Origin of the sequence: Paenibacillus anseongensis (assembly GCF_009757995.1) — a bacterium.
Taxonomy (GTDB): Bacteria; Bacillota; Bacilli; order Paenibacillales; family NBRC-103111; genus Paenibacillus_E; species Paenibacillus_E chondroitinus.
Genome location: NZ_WSEM01000004.1, coordinates 354575 through 373655, shown reverse-complemented (window position 1 = coordinate 373655; position 19081 = coordinate 354575). Strand labels below are relative to the sequence as shown.

Here is a 19081-nt window from a genome sequence, read left to right as displayed (position 1 = left end):
CACCATCCTAACTTACTTTATGAAGCACCAAATGGCTCTTAGACTTCCATCAGTAGCCACAGATCTTGTTACATATTCAAGTTTTCTGAAATTACATATATACATAATATCTGTTAAGTATTGTTCGTAATCTTTAATAACGGACGAATTAATTTCAAAGAATAAATATTTTGACGTAATTGCTCCAATTTTACGGAGTAGTTGGCTTGTTTCCTCGAAATCCATTTGACCATAGCTACTTCCTTGACCATATCCAGTATAAAAATGATGCAATATATTTAATAACAATACAGAATCATACAGTGGTATTGGCGGCAAATTACCAATATACTCCTCAATTGAGGTATTAATAGGGATAATCCCTTGTATATTCAGTCTTTTTAGTCTATTCTTCATCATTTTAATACTAGAGCTTTCTGTTTCTCCTTGAATTAATATATATCTATCGTCATCGATAGCCGTAACATGAGCATCTAGTATTATTTTAAAAGTAAGAGCGAAAACACCACCACTCGAACCTAAATCCAGAACGCTTGATCTCTTCAGGCCCTTGTCCAAAAGAAATTGTGAAATAGCAATTGATCTATCAAAGGTAAATCTTTCAATGTTTGATAAATTCATCGAATTAAATAAACTAATCGTATCTATTTTATCTTTTTTCATCTGCAACAATGAAATTATATCCCAATCCAATGGCTGATAGCTCATAATTATTATTCCTTTGTCACTGAAATTTCCGGATTTAAGCTTATAATTCCAGTAGCTTTATTATTTTGAATAACCTTTATATTTATTGCATCTATACGGTGATCAACTGGGATGTACTCGTCCCTATCTTGGATGCCTATTGCAAAAGACATAAAATATTCACCTGCAACTAAATTTAAATTATTAACTGAAATCTTAAGCAAATATTTTTGTTCTTCATCTAAGTCCTGAATCTGTATACCATCATCCCTGGTATTAAAAGCAAATACATCTAATCCTGAAATCGTTTTTACTCTAAACCCGAATACTGGTTGTGATATTGATCTTATACAATTAATACTTACAGTAACCTCAAATGGGTCTCCTGACCAAATAAATGCTTTGTAATTCGCAACTTTTACTCCTTCTATAATTACGTCCTGATTTCCATATCTTTCACGATCATTCATTGGGAGAAACTCATTTGCCTTTTCAACGCTCGGTTCTAATATTTTTTTTTCAACACTACTCGCACCATAAACGCTTTTATAAAATTTGTTTACTGCGCTTACGGGTTCCCCATCAAATTTAAGTTCTCCATTTTCTAGCAAAATAACCCTGTTCACTACTTGTTTAAGTGTTGCCAATTCATGGGTAACATAAATCAAGGTACATCCATCTTCATTCAACTCACTGATTTTTGAAAAGCACTTTCTCTGAAAAAACACATCACCAACTGTTAAAGCTTCATCAACTATTAGTATCTCAGGCTTAATATGAATAGCTACTGAAAAAGCTAAACGAACGAACATTCCACTTGAATATGTTTTAACAGGCTGTTCAATAAAATCACCAATTTCTGAAAAAGCTACAATATCGTCATATTTCTCAGAAATTTCATCTTTAGTTAAACCTAAAATAGATGCGTTTAAGATCACATTTTCTTTCCCAGTAAATTCGGGATTAAAGCCGCTACCTAGTTCCAATAATGCAGCTATACGACCATTAACATTAATAGACCCTTCTGTTGGTAACAATGTACCAGCAATGAGTTGAAGTAAAGTGCTCTTCCCAGATCCATTCCGGCCAATTATTCCTAACATCTCACCTTTTTCAACAGAAAATGAAATGTTTTTCAAGGCATGAAACTCATTATAATACTTATTTTTTCGGAATATATTTTGCATAAATCGATCTTTGGGAGAATTATATACTTTATAAGTTTTACTCACGTCATCAATTGTGATTACATTCCCATTAGATAACATCAGAGAACCCTCCCTTGGTTCTTTTAAAGAAATTATAACCAATTACAAAAAAAACGAATCCAATTAAAAAGCTTAAACTAAGAGAATACCAACTTGGAAACTGTCCCCAAATTAAAACTTTTCGAGTATCCTCAACTATGTATACTAAAGGGTTCAAATGATAAATCATCAAGTACTTATCTGGAACTACAGATATTGGATAAAAAATAGGAGTAAGAAGCATAATTCCTTGAATAGCCAATCCAATAATTTGACCAATGTCACGAAAATAAACTCCAAAAGCAGCTAATATCCAAGTAATGCCTACCAAAAATAGTAAAAAAGGTATTATTAAGATTGGTAACAATATCAGGGAAATACTAATTGTTCCTTGATTAATTAATATTCCTATTATTAAAATTATGTAACTAATGCTTCCTTGAAATAATGCAGAAAGCATGCTTACAACAGGTAGGATTTCTAACGGAAATATTACTTTCTTTACATAGTTTGGATTATTTAATATAAGTGATGGAGCCCTAGTTGTTACCTCTGCAAATATATTGAATATTATAAGTCCACAATATACAATTAGTGCGAATTGTAGCTTATTATCATTATCTACTGTCCATCGCGATTTAAATATTTCACTAAATACAAATGTATAAATAAATAGCATTATTATAGGTGTAATTAGTGACCAAACTATACCTAATAAGGAACCCTTATATCGTGAAGCTATCTCTCTTTTGGTAAATTGTTTTATTAATTCATAATGTGCCCACAATGTACTAAAAATACTAAATATATCAAACTTGTATTTTTTCTGCTGCATTTGTTAACCACCTAGTGTATAAAAGTTCTAATTCATATTTTTTATAAAGACTCGCTAATAATTTAATAAAAAAAGGCTCTCCATTTGGAAACTCCCTTCCATCTATGCTAAAATGAAGTCGAACTTTAGCGAAGAAGGAGACTATTTTCTCATGAGTGCAAGTAAGAATGCCTACGCGGCGTCGCGTGCAAAAGCGAATGGTACGATAACGACAGAGAAGAGCTCTGTTATCTTTTGGATTTTAATTGTGTTTACGGGCTTATTCATGTTCTGGGCGCCGTTTCAGCGGGCGTTGTTTAACGGAGGGACGTATGATTTCGAGCGCTCGATCTACTCGGCTTCGGTGTGGTCCTCCATCATTATGCTGCTGATTGCAATCCTGGCTTTCTTTGTTTTCAAGCTTAAGGATCGGAAAGATGTATTAACGATTCTAGTACTCATTATGCCTCTTACTTATGTCATTTCTTTGTCGAACTCGGCCTCACACTATTTGGCAACCAATATGGTCTATATCCAAATGCTGTATGCAACCTTCTTCATTTTAGGTGTATTTCTGACAAAAAACAAGCTTGGTGTGTCGATAGTTGCAAGTTTATTGATGATATCGGGATATTTCATTGTTTTATTCGGACTTTTGTACTGGCTGGGTAATGGAAGCTTTGCAGCTCGCTTGGTTAGTTGGTTTGCCTTTATGGATTCACCGAATTTATACCGCGATGCGATCATGACGGACTCGAACGGTTTGCGTCTGACTTCCGTTTTCCAATACGCGAATACATACGCGGCTTTCTTGATTACTTTGTCACTTGGAGCGTTGTTCTTCATAGTGAAGTCTCGCAAGTGGCAAACGGTTCTGCCGCATGCATTCCTGTTGGTGCCAATCCTTGTTTCTTTCTGGTTGACGCTGTCCCGCGGTGCTATCGTGGTTATTCCGGTTGTTTTCTTGATCATGTTGTTCTTCTTTTCGATCAGCAGACAGATTCTTGCTCTCCTTCAGTTCGGACTAGCTTTCCTAACGTCTATCTTGATTCTTCAAAAAGTAACGGATATCGGAATTGGCTTACAAAAGCAGCCTAGTGCTTCTGAATCATGGCACGGCTGGTCAATTCTGCTCATTGCTTCTGTAGTTTTCACTGTGGTTGCTATCGTTATACAGCTCTTCGTAGCTCCATGGTTAGAGCGAATTACCGCTCGTTTTGATGCAAAAAAATATGCCACTTTCATTCTTCCGGTAGCGGCTATCGTTGTTGGTGTTCTAGGTGCCATTCTAATCCTAAGTGATACAGGCTTCAAAAACATTCTTCCTGACAATGTAAAAACTCGGATTGAAAATATTAACTTCCAACAGCACAGTGTTCTAGAACGCGGAACGTTCTACAAAGACGCTGTAAAGCTTTGGACGGATTATCCGATCATTGGTGCCGGTGGTGGAGCTTGGGCTTCTTTATATGAGAAGTATCAAAATAATCCATACACAAGCCGTCAGGCTCATAACTTCGTCCTTCAATATCTGGTCGAGACCGGAGCGCTTGGATTCCTTGCTTTCGTAGGCTTCGTAATTGCAGTCATGGTGTTCTATATACGAAGCTACATTAAAAATTCGCAGGAAAAACGAGATCTGCATTTCCTATTTTTCATTGTAACGATTTCACTTTTGGTCCACAGTATGATTGACTTCGATTTGAGTTATGTGTACTTGGGCGCTGTTCTGTTCCTTGCTCTTGGCGGACTGCTTAGTAACACGTCTTCAGCACCGCTTCGTTTTAAAAACGATTCTGCTGTGATCCACAAATCATTTCCGGCGCTGCTGGCTATCTTGTCGCTAGTGATGTTCTACATCTCGGTTCAGCTACTCTCGGCAAATGGTTCTTATAAAGAAACGCTTGCGGTTATCAAAACTAGCCAAGATTACAATCAAATTATTAAACCATTAGACAAAGCAATCTCTTTACACCCTGCACATCCTGATTATTTGCTAACCGGCCAAGTCAGCAGAATCGGAATTCTGCTTCAAGTCTACAATCAAGTGCAGAAAGAAGATCCAACAAAAGCGGAGCCTTTTTTCAATCAAGCCCAAGATCTAATGAATCAGCTGTTGAAAAAAGAACCGCATAACCGCGCGGTGGCGATGCAACAGCTTAATATGCTTCTGATAAAAGGCAAGCACGAAGAGGCGCTAAACTGGTCGAATTCTCAGATTATAAATTACCCTTGGTACACGGAGATGTACGAAAAAAGTATAACGCTAAATATCGATCTTGCGAATCAAGCAAGTGCAAAGAACAATACGCAGGAATACAATAAAAGACTTGATGATGCTCTTGCTACTTACAAAGAAGTTCTAGCTCGTGTTGATTCCCTGAAAAACCTGCCTAAAGAGCAGGCGCAAGGTCGTCCATTTGCCGTAACACCAAATATGGCATTGAATGTCGGTCAGATCAGCTATATGCGTGGAGATTACGTTGGTTCATCTTCAACGATTCAACCTTATATAACAGATAATCTCGATGACCAACCGAACCGTACTCTGATCCGATGGTATTTGGCTGCTTTACAGAAGCAAGGCAAGAACGATCAAGCCCTTCAGGATAAATTAATTGCAAAAGATCCTGCTGAGAAGCAAAACATTGAAGCGATTGTTACTGCAAGCTTTCCAAAATAATAAAAAAAGAAGCCTCACATTCACATGTGGTGCTTCTTTTTTTGTATCCATTATTTCTCCACCCACTCCCGCCGAAGTGCGAACAGCTCCCGCAGCTCACTCGTCGACATCTCGGTGACCCAGCTCTCGCCGGTGCCGACGATTTGATCGCTGAGACCTTTTTTGCGTTCGATCATCTCATCGATACGCTCTTCGAGCGTGCCCAGCGTGATGAACTTGTGCACCTGCACATCGCGGCTCTGGCCGATGCGAAAGGCGCGGTCCGTGGCCTGGTTTTCCACGGCGGGATTCCACCAGCGGTCGTAGTGGAAAACATGGTTCGCCGCGGTGAGGTTTAAACCTGTTCCTCCTGCTTTCAGCGAGAGGATGAAGATCCTGCAGCGCTCCACCTCCGGGAGTGCGTCGTCCTGGAAGCGCGCGATCATCTCATCGCGCTTCGCCTTCGCCACGGCCCCGTGCAAAAACTGCACGGGCTCCCCCCGCTCCTGCGCGATCACGCGCTGCAGGAGGTGGCCCATCTCGACGAACTGGGTGAAGATGAGGCAGCCTCCTCCTTCGCTTCTTAGTTCGTCGATCATTTCAAGCAGGCGCTCCAGCTTCGCTGAGCGCACACCTCTCCCGGGGGCTACCCCCGCCCCCGCACGATCTCCTTCCTTCAAAAACAAGGAAGGATGATCGCAAATCTGCTTCAACTTCGTCAATGAAGCCAGAATAAGCCCTTTCTTTTCCATTACGGAGAGACTGTCGATTCTCTCCATTAACGTTTGCACGACGTTTTCGTAGAGTGCTCCCTGCTCGGGGGTCAAAGCTACATAAGCTTTGGACTCCACTTTCTCGGGCAAGCTCAGCTGAATGGCCGGATCCTTTTTGACTCGCCTTAACAAGAAAGGGCGGATCAAGCGCTGAACGCGTGAAGTAAGTCCCGGCGCGCCGTCAGTGCTTTTTTCAATAGGGCCCACGTAATGATGGTTGAAATGGCGCAATGTACCGAGATACCCTGGATTAATAAAATCAAAAATCGACCAAAGCTCGGTCAACCGATTCTCAAGCGGCGTACCTGTCAACGCGATTCGGTGGCGGGCATCCAGACCACGAATGGCTTGGGATTGCTTGGTATAGGCGTTTTTGATATTTTGTGCTTCGTCCAAACATAGCGTATTCCAAGTCATGCTCGCTAATTCCTCTTCATCCAACAAAGCGATGTTGTAAGAGGTTATCACAAGATCGGCGCCTGCTATAGAAGCTTCGAATGCCTCACCCTTTGCGCGCTGCGCACCGTAATGGAGATGAATATTGAGAGACGGCCCGAAGCGCTCAAGCTCCTTTTGCCAATTGCCAAGTACGGAGGTTGGACAAATGAGCAAGGACGGAGCCGTATTCGAAATAGGTTGTAACTCCCCCTTCACAGCCAACAAATAAGCAATAAACTGCACCGTCTTCCCAAGCCCCATATCATCCGCCAGGCACCCGCCAAGACCAATTCCCCGCAGAAAAAGGAGCCACGACACCCCTTCTTCCTGATAGGGCCTAAGATCAGCCTCCAAGCCTTCAATCTGAACAAAAGGCAGCGATACACGCTGATTAAGCTTCCTAAGCAAGGTTTTTAAAGACCCGTTTAGTTCAATATTGATCTTGAACTCTTCCTTCGGCTCCATGGTGGAAGAAGCAGGTTGCGAAGGCTCGTCCGTAAGCTGCATCTCCAGAACGTCCCGAAGGGAGAATCCCTTGCGCTTCTCTCTCTGCCGCATCGCCGCTTTCATCTGCTCTAAATCCGCAGGATTCAGCTGTACCCATCTGCCGCGAATATAGATCAGCCTTTTTTTCTGCTCGGCAATCTGGTGGAATTCTTCCTCAGATAGATCGACACCGCCCAAAGCCACTCGCCAGTCGAACTGGATGATGTGGTCCATGCCAAACATCGGCCTGCGCGAAGTGCCCACAGAGCTACGCACTTTCGCTCGCAGCTGAGGCCGCGTACGGCTGAGTTCTCCCCACCACGAAGGCAGGAAAACCGAGATGCCAGCAGCAGCGAGCAGCAAGCTTGATTCCGTAAGAAACTCCCAGGCCTGATCGTCCGATAACTGCTCTACGATTTTCCCCTTCTGAAACTCACTTTCAAGCTGTGGCAAAATACGCAGCACCCGATTCGTTTGATCCTGGATACTGGCATCCATGCCATCCTGCCATGCCGCAGGAACTCTCCCCACCAAAATAGTCCCCGCCGTGCTGAATTCCACGAAATGATTAGCATCCTGACGATCCTGCGCGATGAATCTTAACCGCCAGTCCGCTCCGTTATCTTTGGCAGTCGTTGTGCCATCTACATACGTTTCCGCATATGGCTCTACGAGCTGTACACAGATTCGGTAAGGTTTACCGTCCTGTTTCCAACCGATGGCCAGTAGCCAATCCTCCTCCTGCATCCAGTCTACCTCGGAGGATGGACCCTCTCTCAAAAGGGCATTCCCCTCCGATAACCGCCTCCATGCCATGCCGATCTCCGAATCAGGCGATTCTTTCATCATGTCCAAGGCTGCCGCATGGAACCAGTCATGCCAGAAGCTTTCATCCTGCCGCCCCTTATATAGCTGTTCAAGTTCTCCCAGCTTCGCACCCGGCAGCTGCGGCTTCCACCCCATACCGCCTTGAAGCCAATGCCGAAAAGACGGCATGTACCACCCGGCAGCTAGCGCCTCACTAAATAGGGCAGCCCCTTTTTTCATCAAAAGCACATCCGCATCCCAGGATAATTTCCCATGCAATAATGTACCCGGATTAGCCAAATAGTCCAAGGCCATATAAGGTGTCAAGACCAGGGCCTCGCCGTACCCCGTTCGAATGCATTCAAGCTGCGTGCCGTAAAAAGACCCCTCATGCCAAGCAAATAGCAGCTTTCGCAGCGCGTAGCCGGGAACCTCGTTGGCCTGTTCTGTCTCTCCATAGAAGGCAAAACTCCCTGTAGGGAGCTTTTGCACGCGAATATGTACCTGTGACAAGCTGATCATAGCAGTAGCTTCCCTTTCCGTAACTCCTCTTGAAACGCGCGGTATCGCGAATACTGTTTAATAAGCTGCACCAAATACGCTTCAAATCTAGGCGTTTGTTTCAGCTTTTTGTAGGCAGCGGCCAGCTTTTTGAGGAGCTTGACGCCTTGTTTATACGATTCGCGATTTTTAACCTGGAGAATTTCGTCTATGGCATAATGATACAGCGGCAGCAGCGCGTGAACATCGGCTTTCTCAACCATTTTCAACTGATTAGAGTCAATATCGAGGGGAGATATGCTTAAGCAAAGCATCAAATCTGCCCATGCCCGGTACTCCTCTTTCCCCAGCAAGAAGCGAGCGTAATGCCGATAACTGCCAGGAAGCTGCTCCACCATGGCTCTCCTGTACTCTTCATCTATGCCAATGCCCGCTGCCGCTTCCTCCCACAAATCAAAATACTCAGCAGCCTCATACGTCACTTCCTTACGAATTGCAGGACCTAACCATCTGAGCCATTTTAATAATCGATCTCGCTGTCCCTCCTTAACAAAAGTTCTCAGATAACCAAACCAATCCCCCGGCTCAATCACCTCAGTCCCCGTCAGGACGCGATCCCATGCATTTTCGTCCTCACCGGACAACATATCGAAATGCGCTAACGCCATAACTGCCGTTTCACGCTCCGTTTGACTTCTTCCTCCATCTCCTGCAATCTTCCGCAACCTTACAAGCTCGTCCGCTATAAGCTCCTTTTCATACAACAATCCAGACCACAGCAGTTTACTAATCTCAAACCATTTGCCTCTGGCTTCCCTCGATTCCTTAGAAACCTGTACAGCCACATAACCGGCAAGCTCTTTCAAATGCTCTGAGTACCTTTCCTGGGCATGCTCCATATCGATGCTACGCAAAACAGTGGTCAGTTGTCCCTGGCTGTGCTTCGTAATTTTAGAAAAAAAGTAACCTGCATTATAAAAAAAGTCATACATGCCTGACTTCGCATCCGCCAAAGCATCGCATAGCTGGGTTAGATACAGAACAACTTGAATATCATAGATACCCCTGATCGTTAGCTCCCAATCATCCGCAAACTGATTGAGCTGCCCCCACGCCCGCATATATAATTCCTCGACGCTAAAAGCGTTATATACTTTGGCATTCGCATATTGCTTTTCAAAATAAAGGATCCATTCCGCACACGTTCCTGTCTCCTTCGGAGTGCTTACCGGACCCCGGGCCGTTAAATCAATTTGTGGTTTAGCATCTAGTTCGTGCATGCCCGACCCTCCCTCGCTCAAAAAAGCTATCTATTCATTATACAGGAAAAAGCGTCCATCGATAAAAAAACCCTAGCTGGAATCTTCGCAGATTCAGACTAGGGCATCATCTTTATTTGTCGCGCAGCATGCCTTGATGCGGATGCGGGTGAGTACCGCAATACTCATCTGTCTCTTCATACGTACACACATGCTCATAAACTGGCACACAATGATGTCTATTTACGATTTGAATCGGGTGAATAACTTGAACCTTTTGCGGGTGATAGAAGTCTCTAACAATTCTTTCTGGACTTGTCATTATAGGGTCAGCTGGGGGACACTGAAATTGTTTTCCTTGGCTAGTTTGATTCGGTTGATAAGCCATTGATTAAGTCAACTCCTCTTTAGGTTTGAGATAGTATACGTCTATGCCTAGTCCAAGGAATGTACCAATGCCTAGTTTTCCAGTAATTGGGCTCAATTTCTGCAAGCCAAGCAGGTAGATGTCCAATCAGAACAAAAAATGACAGGCTCTCTGGCGTTTTCGCCATTTCCATCTCCCATTTGGCGCTTATTTTTGTTACAATTGAGAAATCAGACCTATTCGATGGAAACATCCCCATCCCCTACATACACAAACCCTATACTTTAGAAGGAGAGGGAGTAAGATGAATACTACAACTTATAGAAATTTCTCGGAAACTCGACATCTAACTTACTCTCACACCTTTGACTATGCAGAAATGCATTTTAATCATAAGTTATGGTCTTACTTCCCTTATAAACAAATCGAGAGCCGCTTACTCTCCTGGGCGGACGCAGCTCAAGGCGACTTATTCCGTCAACCGACAAGTTGGAAGCTCACGGACGGAGATCTGATTGTGCAGCTGCCTGCTTTACCGGATGGTTTTGTGCCCTTTTCGCAATTGCACCATGAACAGTTAAGCGATGAAACCAAAGCGAAGCTTCTTATTCCCCTTTGTAAAGCGCTTTCAATTCTACACAATAAACAGTTTTATATGGGCTTTCTTTCGCCGGACATGCTATTTTTCCATCCAAAAACACTAGCCATTCTAGTTGATGTCCAACCATTCCCCTCAGCCATTGAGTTCATCAATCACTTGCTGACGGACTATCCATACAGCTTGTTTCCACGCTATGCGCGAAGGTTTCTTTTATCACGCGTTGCTGATTTTGAATCTATCCATCTGCTGCTGGAGTCGATGTACAACGGCCTTGTACCTGCGGCTTTGCAGCCTCTTTCTGAACGGCTTTATGCGAAGCCTGAATCCTTTTTATTCGTTGACGAGATAGCTGCATCGTTGCTTGATTATTTGCATCTTCCAGCGGAGCCGCAACCTGCTACAGATATCCAAAACAGCTCAAAATTGCTGCACCCAGCCGCTTCTCCCATTACACATGACCAGCAGGAGCGTTTTCGTGATTTTTTGAAATCCAATGAATATCGACTGTTAGGTCTCATCTGCGAAGATGAGGCTATTCGTTTCGATTTGTACGCTCAGCACATTAATGAAGTCATTGAAAAGGGATATTATTTCAAAATCATCTCGCAAGAACTGCCTTATTCCACCTTGCGTGAAGTGGTCTCTAGAACGCTGCACAGAGCTTACGATATTCTGCCGGAGTCCATTACGATGCTGCGGAACTTGGCGCGGAAATTTGACCAACTGCTCAAAAAGCACTATGAAGGCGACGACATCCTGTATCTGCTGACAGAGTGGCTGCATCAGTTTTTCATGTCGGTTATTCCGCTTTTTCCCATTCAAAACTTTGTGTTCACGTTTGAGAACTGCGAGCACTTTGATGAAGATTCCCAGCTGATTCTGCTGAACTTCTGGAGAGAGCATGGCCATGAGATGAATTGCCTGAACTTCATTTTCAGCGGAAGCCGTATTCCTGCCCATTTCACAGAAGTGCCTTTCCAAGTCCTTAACATGCATCATGCAGACCCTGCCATCTATGAGCAGTTGCTCGCTTCTCAGTTTGGACGAGCAGACGAAGCTTTAATCGACCAGCTAAAAAACTGGCTATACGAATATAGAATTAACGCAAGCCACTGCCGCATTATTTTGGAGGAGCTCGCTCAGTCTCACAGCATTCAGATTACCCGAAACGGTTGGAAACCAACGACCCGTTTTCATTTGGATTATGAGCAATTGAATCCTCTTCGCCTAATTGCAAAGCGTATCGCTGTTCTGGATGTAAAAGACTTAGAGCTTATGAGGCTGCTATGCTGCCTGCCTATGCCGGTCCATGCTGCCTCCCTCTTTACCGCAAATCGACTGGATGCAGGTAATATTCTACTTTCGGTGACCAGGCTTGCAGAGCTCGGCCTTATGCATGTTAGCCGCAATGACAGTCTTTTTATTTCGAATGAAATTATTGGTCTGGTCCTGCAACAGCTGCCTGAGGACAAACTTGCGTCCTATTACCAAACAGCACTGAAATATCTATACAGGTATCGTCCATTCGCATTGCCTCAGTTGATCACGCTGTCATGCCAAGCAGGAGAATACAAGGTCGAATACTATTTGCTTATCAAATATTACAGACAAATTCGCACCTTGCTCTCTTACAGCCAAAAGGCCGAAATCTTAGAGCGCATCAAATATTTATATGAAAAGTTGGAAAGGCCGTATCTTGTTTTCCTGGATCGACTGCTTAGCCGCATGTATCATCTGCTCAACCAGTTCGCACTATCCGAACAGTTGGCTTTAACCGTCTATGAACGAACAGGAACCATTTCAGACCGTTTTAGTTGGTTGTCTATTCGCATCATTCAAAATAATGTAGATGTTTATCAACTGCGCGAGGAGCTTTTCCCTTTCATTTTTGATGAGAAGCAGCTGCTTACGGATCGAGTACGGGCCGCATTTTTGCTCAATACGAGTAATCTTTGCTTTCCGCTGCAGGATGAAGAAATGCATACCTTGCATAAGTTCTATATCGAAGTCGCTTATCCCAAACGTCATTCGCTTGCTCTTCGGCATTTTGCGGAAATTACGAATTACTATACGATCAATATGTTGATCCATTTTCCCGAAATGGAAGAATGGGCCTTATCGATTGCTGCAAAACTTGAACCGTTACTGGATTCCTCACCGCATACGGATTTGATGCTGCGTCTTTATGACGTTTATTCGTATCAAAGCAACAATAAAATCATCAATACGTATGTCTATCGTGGAATTGAGGGCGCCAAGCGCTCAGGATATACGATTAAGGAGCAAGTTGGCCATCTGAATGCGATGGAACTCTCTTTGAACCAAGGCGATATCGCCAGTTATTTGTATCATAAAGAACGCGTTCTACAGGTCGACAAGCTGCGTCGCAAGGATTTGGCCGAAAATTATTTGACCAATCAACTCTTATTCGCTCTGGAGTGGGAGGAATGGGCGTTATTCCACCAGTTGGAGACGAGTCTTATTGAGCAGCAAATTACCGATTGGGGCCAGTCATTGCTGGCCGTTTATCAGGGCTACGCCGCCTTTCGTCAGCAGCTACCGGTTCACGTTCCCGACTTTCTTGAGAATGAAAATCATTCTGTTTTTCTTGAAGCGCTGCATCAAACAGGATTAGGTAACACCTTGTGTGCTTGCCAGCTTTTTGAGCAGTTTATTGCTAAAAATAACGCTGGTCTTTATGCCGGCTGGGCTTATCGGGAAATGATTACTCTTCTGCTCAAACTGCATTCGGAAAGAGAACAAGTAGACCACTGGTTTGACAAATTTGAAACCTACTTGAAACAATACGCCTATGATGTCTTTTGGCCTGATTATTACAGGCTTTCAGCGGAGAGGTCGATGGTCGAAGGCGACATTCAACCTGCCATGCTGTATTTGCGGCGCGCACTAAACGGCTATCAGATGATTCAAAAGGAAACGTGGCGCCCGTATCTGACAGCCTGCATGGAACAAGCGATTGCCCCTTCGTATGCGCCAGCGTCTCCGGCTATTTTGCAGGATGATTATGTGCAGAAAATGATGGCCGACCGCGAACAATGGCTGCTTCTTTCCTTGGATTTGCAAATTATTATTGAACTAAGCGAACAAATAACGGAAACGCTGGATCTGTCAACAACCATGCAAAGACTGACCAAGGCTTTATTCGACTATTTCCCGGTCATTCAACTTTCAATTACGTACAAGCTGCTGCATTATAAGCAAAAAGTTTTCGTCACCGCCTCGGGATTGCGTGATCATGACGAATTGGTTGCCTACCAAACGCGAAGCGAAGATCACTGCGTGCTCGTCTTCACCCTGTTTCAGCGTGGCGATCAGGCGATCACCTTGCAAGTTCATGTCGATGGCATGACCAAAACCAAGCAGCAGCATATGGAGCACTTCCTGTCCTTCATCAAACCGCATATCATCAACGTGCTTCTGCATCGTGAAATGGTGATTGATAACTTGACCGGCTTCTACCTGCGGGGTTATTTCATGGAGAAGCTGCGAGAAGAATTTGAGCTTGCCAGCCGTTATCAGCTGGACCTCTCCGTCATCATGATCGATGTCGATAATTTCCGGAGAGTCAACGAATTCGGCCATCCGGAAGGGGACAGGGTGCTGCGCGAGATCGCAGATATTTTCCGGTTCAATTTAAGAAAAAGCGACATTGCCGGCCGATACGGCGGCGAGGAGCTTATTCTTATTTTACCGAAAACGGACGGCAAAGAAGCCCTCAAGATTGCCCATCAACTGCGTGGCGAAATTGAAAAAGAATTCGCCTACGGGCGTCCGTACACGATCACCGTCAGTGTCGGTGTTTCTTCCTTGGAGCTGTGCCAGCCTAGCTCTATTGAGCAGCTTATTGAGCAGGCGGATACCGCTGAGATTACGGCGAAGCGCACCGGGAAGAACAAGGTGATTGCGGCTTGGGAGTTGTGAGCGGGTGGTGATGCGGGGATTGCTGTGCAGGGATTGCGATGCAGGGACTGCGGTGTTGCGGTGAGGCACGTTACTGGGCGGAACCGTAGGGTGCAGTGAGACGCGGTGCAGGACGGAGCGGCTTGGTTACGATGAGGCTAACGGACTGAGATGCCGCTATTCGCCAATTTTTGGCTCAATTTAACATTTAACGGACTGAGGCGCCGCTATTGGACTTGAAATACCCATTTCCGCTCCAATTATTAGCGAATAACGTCTCTCCTGTCCGTTAGCTCCTGAAAAGCAGCCGAAATGCCAAAATAGCGGCCACTGTGTCCGTAAAGAAATGATCGACACTGCGATCATAAAAAAAGAGGCTCCTCAGATAAATCTGAGGAGCCTCTTCGAGCTAGCTATGAAGCAATAGGCTTTTCAGCCAATTACATCATGCCGCCCATTTAATAGCTGGATTTATAGTCGTACGCAGAACCTCGTAAACTGTTTGTTTGTTAGGAAGATACCCTGATTTCGAGTTTTAATGTTCATATCGATTCATAGCAAAGCGGAGCTTTTGTGATTTTTTTGTGATTTATAACAACAAGCCAGACCTCTATTTATAAAGCACAAGGGAATTGGAAGTGCAAAAAAAGAACCCAAGGTGCTACGCTCCTTGTGGTTCTTCTTCCTGTCTTTGTGCCAGCTCTTCGCGAGCCTTTGCAACTGCCCGTTTTATTCCTTCATCTAGTTCATCGTCTTTAATTTTAGTACTGTCATCAGTACCTACTCTCATGAATGTAAGAGCAAATTTTTGCGATAATTCCTCTCGATATGGATTATACAATCTAGGACGTTTAGATCCACTTGTTTTTAAAAAATTAATTATGTGTCCTAGTGGCAAAGTATAATAACTGGAGAGATCTACTACTAAATAGTCATAAATAGATCCATCATCAAATTTATTTATTAAATACACTGTGTTGACTTTATTATCTCTAATGCTTTTTGCTTTGTCTAATTTGAATTGACTTAGATCTCCAATTGGACAAAGCAATATTTGAGTATTTAATTCTGGCGGTAAAGGGTTCCCCTTTCTATCCACCGGGTTCAAAGCTTTTTGTATGTCACACGACTGAGTCATAACTATGACATCACGTTCTTCTATGTATAATTCCAGTTCTTCCAGCTTCGTATCTTCTGTAAAAGTAACATCAGGATCTAAAAAATACACGCTAACATTAAAAAGAATGTCTCCTTGAAGGAGCGAGTAGTCTGAAGAATCAACTAATTCATACCAATTACTCATTAAATGGACACCTCTTCTTCAACATCTAATTTGAATACGTGAGGTTTGTATCCATTAAACACTTTCTTTACAGCGACTTTTTTAATTTTCGAAGGAGGTGAAATGAGTTCAGCATCAACGTCAACATAATCGTCATTGATTACATCTACATCAAACACGTGACGAACATAGCCGCTTTTATGAATGGAAGCTTTCACAACCCGGGACTTTGTTTGTCTCATTGGGATATCCTCCTCCGTAGAATAAGCAGTGCTGTTACTCTCACCAGTATACTCCATCTTTGGGGATATTAAAACACTGTCTTCAAAATAAAGAGCCGCTTGCGAGGGATTGCGCTTATTAGCTACTTCCAATGTAAGAGTTTGATCTGCTTTTGTTGGAGTGCTTTTCATTATTACAACTTTTTTAATATTTGTTCCTATCTCGGTAATGTAATTGTCATATTGAATCCCAGAGCCTACTAAAGTACCAATAATACATAATCCAGCAGTTATTTGTTTACCTTTTGCTCTATGCTGACTAGATCGTGTAGGTTTATTATTTAGCATATGCAGGTGATTATTTGTAATTACCTCTTTATAAGGACTATTTTTAACCGCTAAGAGAGTCATTCATTCACTCTCCTCTATGTAGTAAAAAGTATCTTGTGTTTGCTTCCTAATACTGTTACGTAGGGATTTAAAAAAATTATAGAGAAGTTCTACATCATCGACCGACATATCTAAAGTTGTCGAAAAACTATCTTCTGGTCGAGTTGCTCCTCTACTATTTATTGTAAAATTGAGTGAAGGTACATCTGGAGATACTTCTTTATTTTGACTCGGTTTAATTATGTACTGAGCCTCTAGTGAATCTAGTATTGGGCCAATAGCAGTGATCCTATGGAAGTATTGTCTTTTAAATTCATCTGTTACAATTGCTTCATAAACCAATCCAATTAAATGACTAGGTTCAATTTCTGAAAACTGTTCAGAAGCGATGCTTAGCCCAGAATCTATATCACCACTCATTTTTGATGTAGCAATTTGGAAAAATAGGGGCAAAAGTTGCTGTAACAGTGCAAGATCTACGCCATGTTTAGCAGCTTCGTTAGGTGTTATGGTTATCTGAATACCTGTGTTAACTTTACCGACTATAAACCTAATTTTTTTTTCGGACATAAAATGTTTGGTTGCTTCTAAGTAATGCATTATTACTTCAATGTTCATATTTAACCTCCAAAATGCTGGTATGAGGAAATCTTTGTAAAATATAAACTTCAATATACCAGATTTCGGTAATAGATGTAATGCTTTCTTTACATAATTACACAATTAAAACAAAAAGAGCAATGCAAAAACCAAGGGAGACTTTAGCTTCCCTTGGGGTTACCGGAAATTCACACTAGCCACACATTTAATAAGTAGATATGTAGCCGTTCGCAGTTACTCGTTTAGGGAATTCCCGTGAATACATGAATATGCTACGTAAACCTGCCTATTAGCTTAATGGCCAACTCCCTTATTCTCCTAAGCTAATAGTATATTTTTTTGTTTACAACTTTATTTTCTTCTAACTTTTATCATTACTTCATTATTTAGATCTTCTGTCCATTCATCGCATAATTCGGCTTTAAGAACATCTCTATAGGCAACCCATTCCCAATCCCCTGCTCCGCTAGAAGTCTCCACTATGTCTAATCGAAATTCACCATGCTTACTGCGTGCTACGATGCCAGTAACTGATCGAGTTTTAAATTCTTCATATAATGTTAGTACAACTGGTTTTTTATACATCTGCGACAAGCTCAGCACTGCTGAAATATTTTGAATTTCTTGCTCATCTCGTATAGGTCTTGACATGCGTTGATTTTCTTTTCGACTTCTTAGCGCGGCTTCCTTATGCTGCGGAAGCATCATCCGACTAGACTCCCAAAGTCCGTTAAGTTCTAATTTTTTACTCATTTATAGTGACCTCCAATTTTGCCTGCTCTGTCTGCTGCGAGTCCGGCTTTCATTAAACTTGAAGCCCTAATAATTGCCGTGTTACCGAACCGATCTTTGATGCCATCCAATACGCTATCCAGCTTACGCAGCTTCGTCACGTCCTCGAAGAGGTCCAGCTGTGTGACTTCCTCATCATCAAGAGACCCTAGCGTGACACCAACTTTACGTACCGGGTGACCATTCCAATTACGATGAAATATCTCACGAACTGATCCAAATACTTTTAGTGTATTGTTCGTTGCAAAAGGCATTTTTCGCTGCTGACTAAATCCGGTAGGGGCATCATACGGCGAGCACATACAGAATACATGAATGGTTCCACTCGTGTAACCCTTCTTCCGCGCATCGCGGCAAACTTCTTCCGTTAATTCCAGTAGAACAATATCTACTTCTTCTGCCGTCGTATAATCTCTTGGCAAGGTCATTCCGTGACCAATTGATTTCGGAGCTACATTGAACGTTCCTGGCGTGACTGGACTATCATCGAGACCATTAGCTGTACGCCACATAACCTCCGCTTGAATGTCTGTCTGTTTACCAAATCGTGCACGAAACTTCTGTTTGAGTACATGCAATGGCGTCCTTGCAACGTGACCAATTGTGGTCATGCCAAGATTAACAAAATGCCTCGTCATGCGCGACCCAACTCCGTACATCTTATCTACACTTAAAGGCCATAAGACACGTTCTACATCTTCTTTACCAAGTGTAAAAATGCCATTCAGGTTTTTCTTTGCGAAGTTGTCCGTTGCTTGTTTAGCAAGGATTTTAGTAGGACCGATGCCAACACGAATACGTATGTTCATTGATGCCGCGACCTTCTTTTGAATCATGACAGCCAGTTCTTCTGGATTACAGCGAAAATGATTGAGCGAGCCTGTCACGTCCAGAAACTGCTCATCAATCGAAAATACTTCCACAAGGTCTGTGTACTCCTTGTAAATATCCGTAATCGCAAGTGATACATCAATATAGCGTTGCATGTGCGGCCGCATTACAATCACATTCGGACATAACTGTAGTGCTTCTCCAAGCCTCTGCGCTGTACTAATTCCAAAGCTCTTGGCTATTGGGCAAGCAGCCAAAATAATTCCTGATCTTCTAGCTGGATCTCCAGCCACCACAACCGGGAGATTTTCTAAGCCCGGATGAGAAGCTTTTTCGACGCTAGCGTAAAAAGATTGGCAATCCGAGAGATAGATCGTACGATCACTTTTTTCTCTCAATACC

At 43.0% G+C, this 19081-nt stretch carries 13 protein-coding genes; 2 read left to right on the top strand and 11 right to left on the bottom strand.

Annotated elements, in window-relative coordinates:
- Positions 1 to 12: 12 nt before the first annotated feature.
- From GON05_RS03680 to GON05_RS03670, 3 genes are read right to left on the bottom strand one after another with little or no spacing between them, the layout of a single operon-like run.
- On the bottom strand, positions 13 to 708 hold the full coding sequence (locus GON05_RS03680; protein WP_157317863.1) for a class I SAM-dependent methyltransferase: 696 nt from the start codon (positions 706 to 708) through the stop codon (positions 13 to 15).
- Positions 709 to 713: 5 nt separating this feature from the next.
- Complete coding sequence (locus GON05_RS03675; protein ID WP_157317862.1) at positions 714 to 1955, bottom strand: ABC transporter ATP-binding protein; 1242 nt, start codon at positions 1953 to 1955, stop codon at positions 714 to 716.
- Positions 1945 to 2769, bottom strand: coding sequence for an ABC transporter permease (locus GON05_RS03670; protein ID WP_157317861.1), 825 nt, complete (start codon positions 2767 to 2769; stop codon positions 1945 to 1947). Before GON05_RS03670 ends, GON05_RS03675 begins: the two co-directional genes overlap by 11 nt.
- Positions 2770 to 2920: 151 nt before the next feature.
- On the opposite strand from GON05_RS03670, the gene GON05_RS03665 reads away from it, so the two are divergent.
- Complete coding sequence (locus tag GON05_RS03665; RefSeq protein ID WP_157317860.1) at positions 2921 to 5431, top strand: O-antigen ligase family protein; 2511 nt, start codon at positions 2921 to 2923, stop codon at positions 5429 to 5431.
- 50 nt (positions 5432 to 5481) lie between these two features.
- Here GON05_RS03665 and GON05_RS03660 read toward each other — a convergent pair whose 3' ends face one another.
- The 3 genes from GON05_RS03660 to GON05_RS03650 form a co-directional block, all read right to left on the bottom strand.
- Positions 5482 to 8436 (bottom strand): DEAD/DEAH box helicase, encoded by a 2955-nt coding sequence (locus GON05_RS03660; RefSeq protein WP_157317859.1) that lies wholly within the window; start codon positions 8434 to 8436, stop codon positions 5482 to 5484.
- Positions 8433 to 9695 carry a hypothetical protein gene (locus tag GON05_RS03655; RefSeq protein ID WP_157317858.1) on the bottom strand — a complete coding sequence of 421 codons (1263 nt, stop codon included), beginning with the start codon at positions 9693 to 9695 and terminating at the stop codon, positions 8433 to 8435. The genes GON05_RS03660 and GON05_RS03655 overlap by 4 nt, the downstream gene beginning before the upstream one ends.
- Positions 9696 to 9807: 112 nt before the next feature.
- A complete protein-coding gene (locus tag GON05_RS03650) occupies positions 9808 to 9996 on the bottom strand; it encodes a hypothetical protein (protein WP_157317857.1) in 189 nt (62 codons plus the stop codon).
- Positions 9997 to 10345: 349 nt separating this feature from the next.
- Here GON05_RS03650 and GON05_RS03645 point away from each other — a divergent pair, with 349 nt between their 5' ends.
- Entirely contained in the window at positions 10346 to 14584 is a 4239-nt protein-coding gene (locus GON05_RS03645) for a GGDEF domain-containing protein (RefSeq protein ID WP_157317856.1), read from the top strand.
- A 640-nt stretch (positions 14585 to 15224) separates the two neighbouring features.
- Here GON05_RS03645 and GON05_RS03640 read toward each other — a convergent pair.
- The 5 genes from GON05_RS03640 to GON05_RS03620 all read right to left on the bottom strand — a co-directional run bounded on the left by GON05_RS03640 (position 15225) and on the right by GON05_RS03620 (position 19077).
- Positions 15225 to 15866, bottom strand: a complete 642-nt coding sequence (locus tag GON05_RS03640; RefSeq protein WP_157317855.1) for a hypothetical protein — start codon at positions 15864 to 15866, stop codon at positions 15225 to 15227.
- On the bottom strand, positions 15866 to 16477 hold the full coding sequence (locus GON05_RS03635) for a hypothetical protein (RefSeq protein ID WP_157317854.1): 612 nt from the start codon (positions 16475 to 16477) through the stop codon (positions 15866 to 15868). The genes GON05_RS03640 and GON05_RS03635 overlap by 1 nt, the downstream gene beginning before the upstream one ends.
- Positions 16478 to 17074: a hypothetical protein gene (locus GON05_RS03630; RefSeq protein WP_157317853.1), complete on the bottom strand. Its 597-nt coding sequence runs from the start codon at positions 17072 to 17074 to the stop codon at positions 16478 to 16480.
- A 333-nt stretch (positions 17075 to 17407) separates the two neighbouring features.
- Positions 17408 to 17809, bottom strand: coding sequence for a YolD-like family protein (locus tag GON05_RS03625; RefSeq protein WP_157317852.1), 402 nt, complete (start codon positions 17807 to 17809; stop codon positions 17408 to 17410).
- Positions 17806 to 19077, bottom strand: coding sequence for a DNA polymerase IV (locus GON05_RS03620; protein ID WP_181646647.1), 1272 nt, complete (start codon positions 19075 to 19077; stop codon positions 17806 to 17808). Before GON05_RS03620 ends, GON05_RS03625 begins: the two co-directional genes overlap by 4 nt.
- Between the last annotated feature and the right edge of the window lie 4 nt (positions 19078 to 19081).

Bases quoted from the DNA above. Each gene is read 5' to 3' on its own strand.
- GON05_RS03680 (WP_157317863.1), bottom strand. From the start codon at position 708: ATGAGCTATCAGCCATTGGATTGGGATATAATTTCATTGTTGCAGATG.
- GON05_RS03630 (WP_157317853.1), bottom strand. From the start codon at position 17,074: ATGAACATTGAAGTAATAATGCATTACTTAGAAGCAACCAAACATTTT.
- GON05_RS03650 (WP_157317857.1), bottom strand. From the start codon at position 9,996: ATGACAAGTCCAGAAAGAATTGTTAGAGACTTCTATCACCCGCAAAAG.
- GON05_RS03665 (WP_157317860.1), top strand. From the start codon at position 2,921: ATGAGTGCAAGTAAGAATGCCTACGCGGCGTCGCGTGCAAAAGCGAAT.
- GON05_RS03655 (WP_157317858.1), bottom strand. From the start codon at position 9,695: ATGCACGAACTAGATGCTAAACCACAAATTGATTTAACGGCCCGGGGT.
- GON05_RS03675 (WP_157317862.1), bottom strand. From the start codon at position 1,955: ATGTTATCTAATGGGAATGTAATCACAATTGATGACGTGAGTAAAACT.
- GON05_RS03670 (WP_157317861.1), bottom strand. From the start codon at position 2,769: ATGCAGCAGAAAAAATACAAGTTTGATATATTTAGTATTTTTAGTACA.
- GON05_RS03645 (WP_157317856.1), top strand. From the start codon at position 10,346: ATGAATACTACAACTTATAGAAATTTCTCGGAAACTCGACATCTAACT.
- GON05_RS03635 (WP_157317854.1), bottom strand. From the start codon at position 16,477: ATGACTCTCTTAGCGGTTAAAAATAGTCCTTATAAAGAGGTAATTACA.
- GON05_RS03660 (WP_157317859.1), bottom strand. From the start codon at position 8,436: ATGATCAGCTTGTCACAGGTACATATTCGCGTGCAAAAGCTCCCTACA.
- GON05_RS03625 (WP_157317852.1), bottom strand. From the start codon at position 17,809: ATGAGTAAAAAATTAGAACTTAACGGACTTTGGGAGTCTAGTCGGATG.
- GON05_RS03640 (WP_157317855.1), bottom strand. From the start codon at position 15,866: ATGAGTAATTGGTATGAATTAGTTGATTCTTCAGACTACTCGCTCCTT.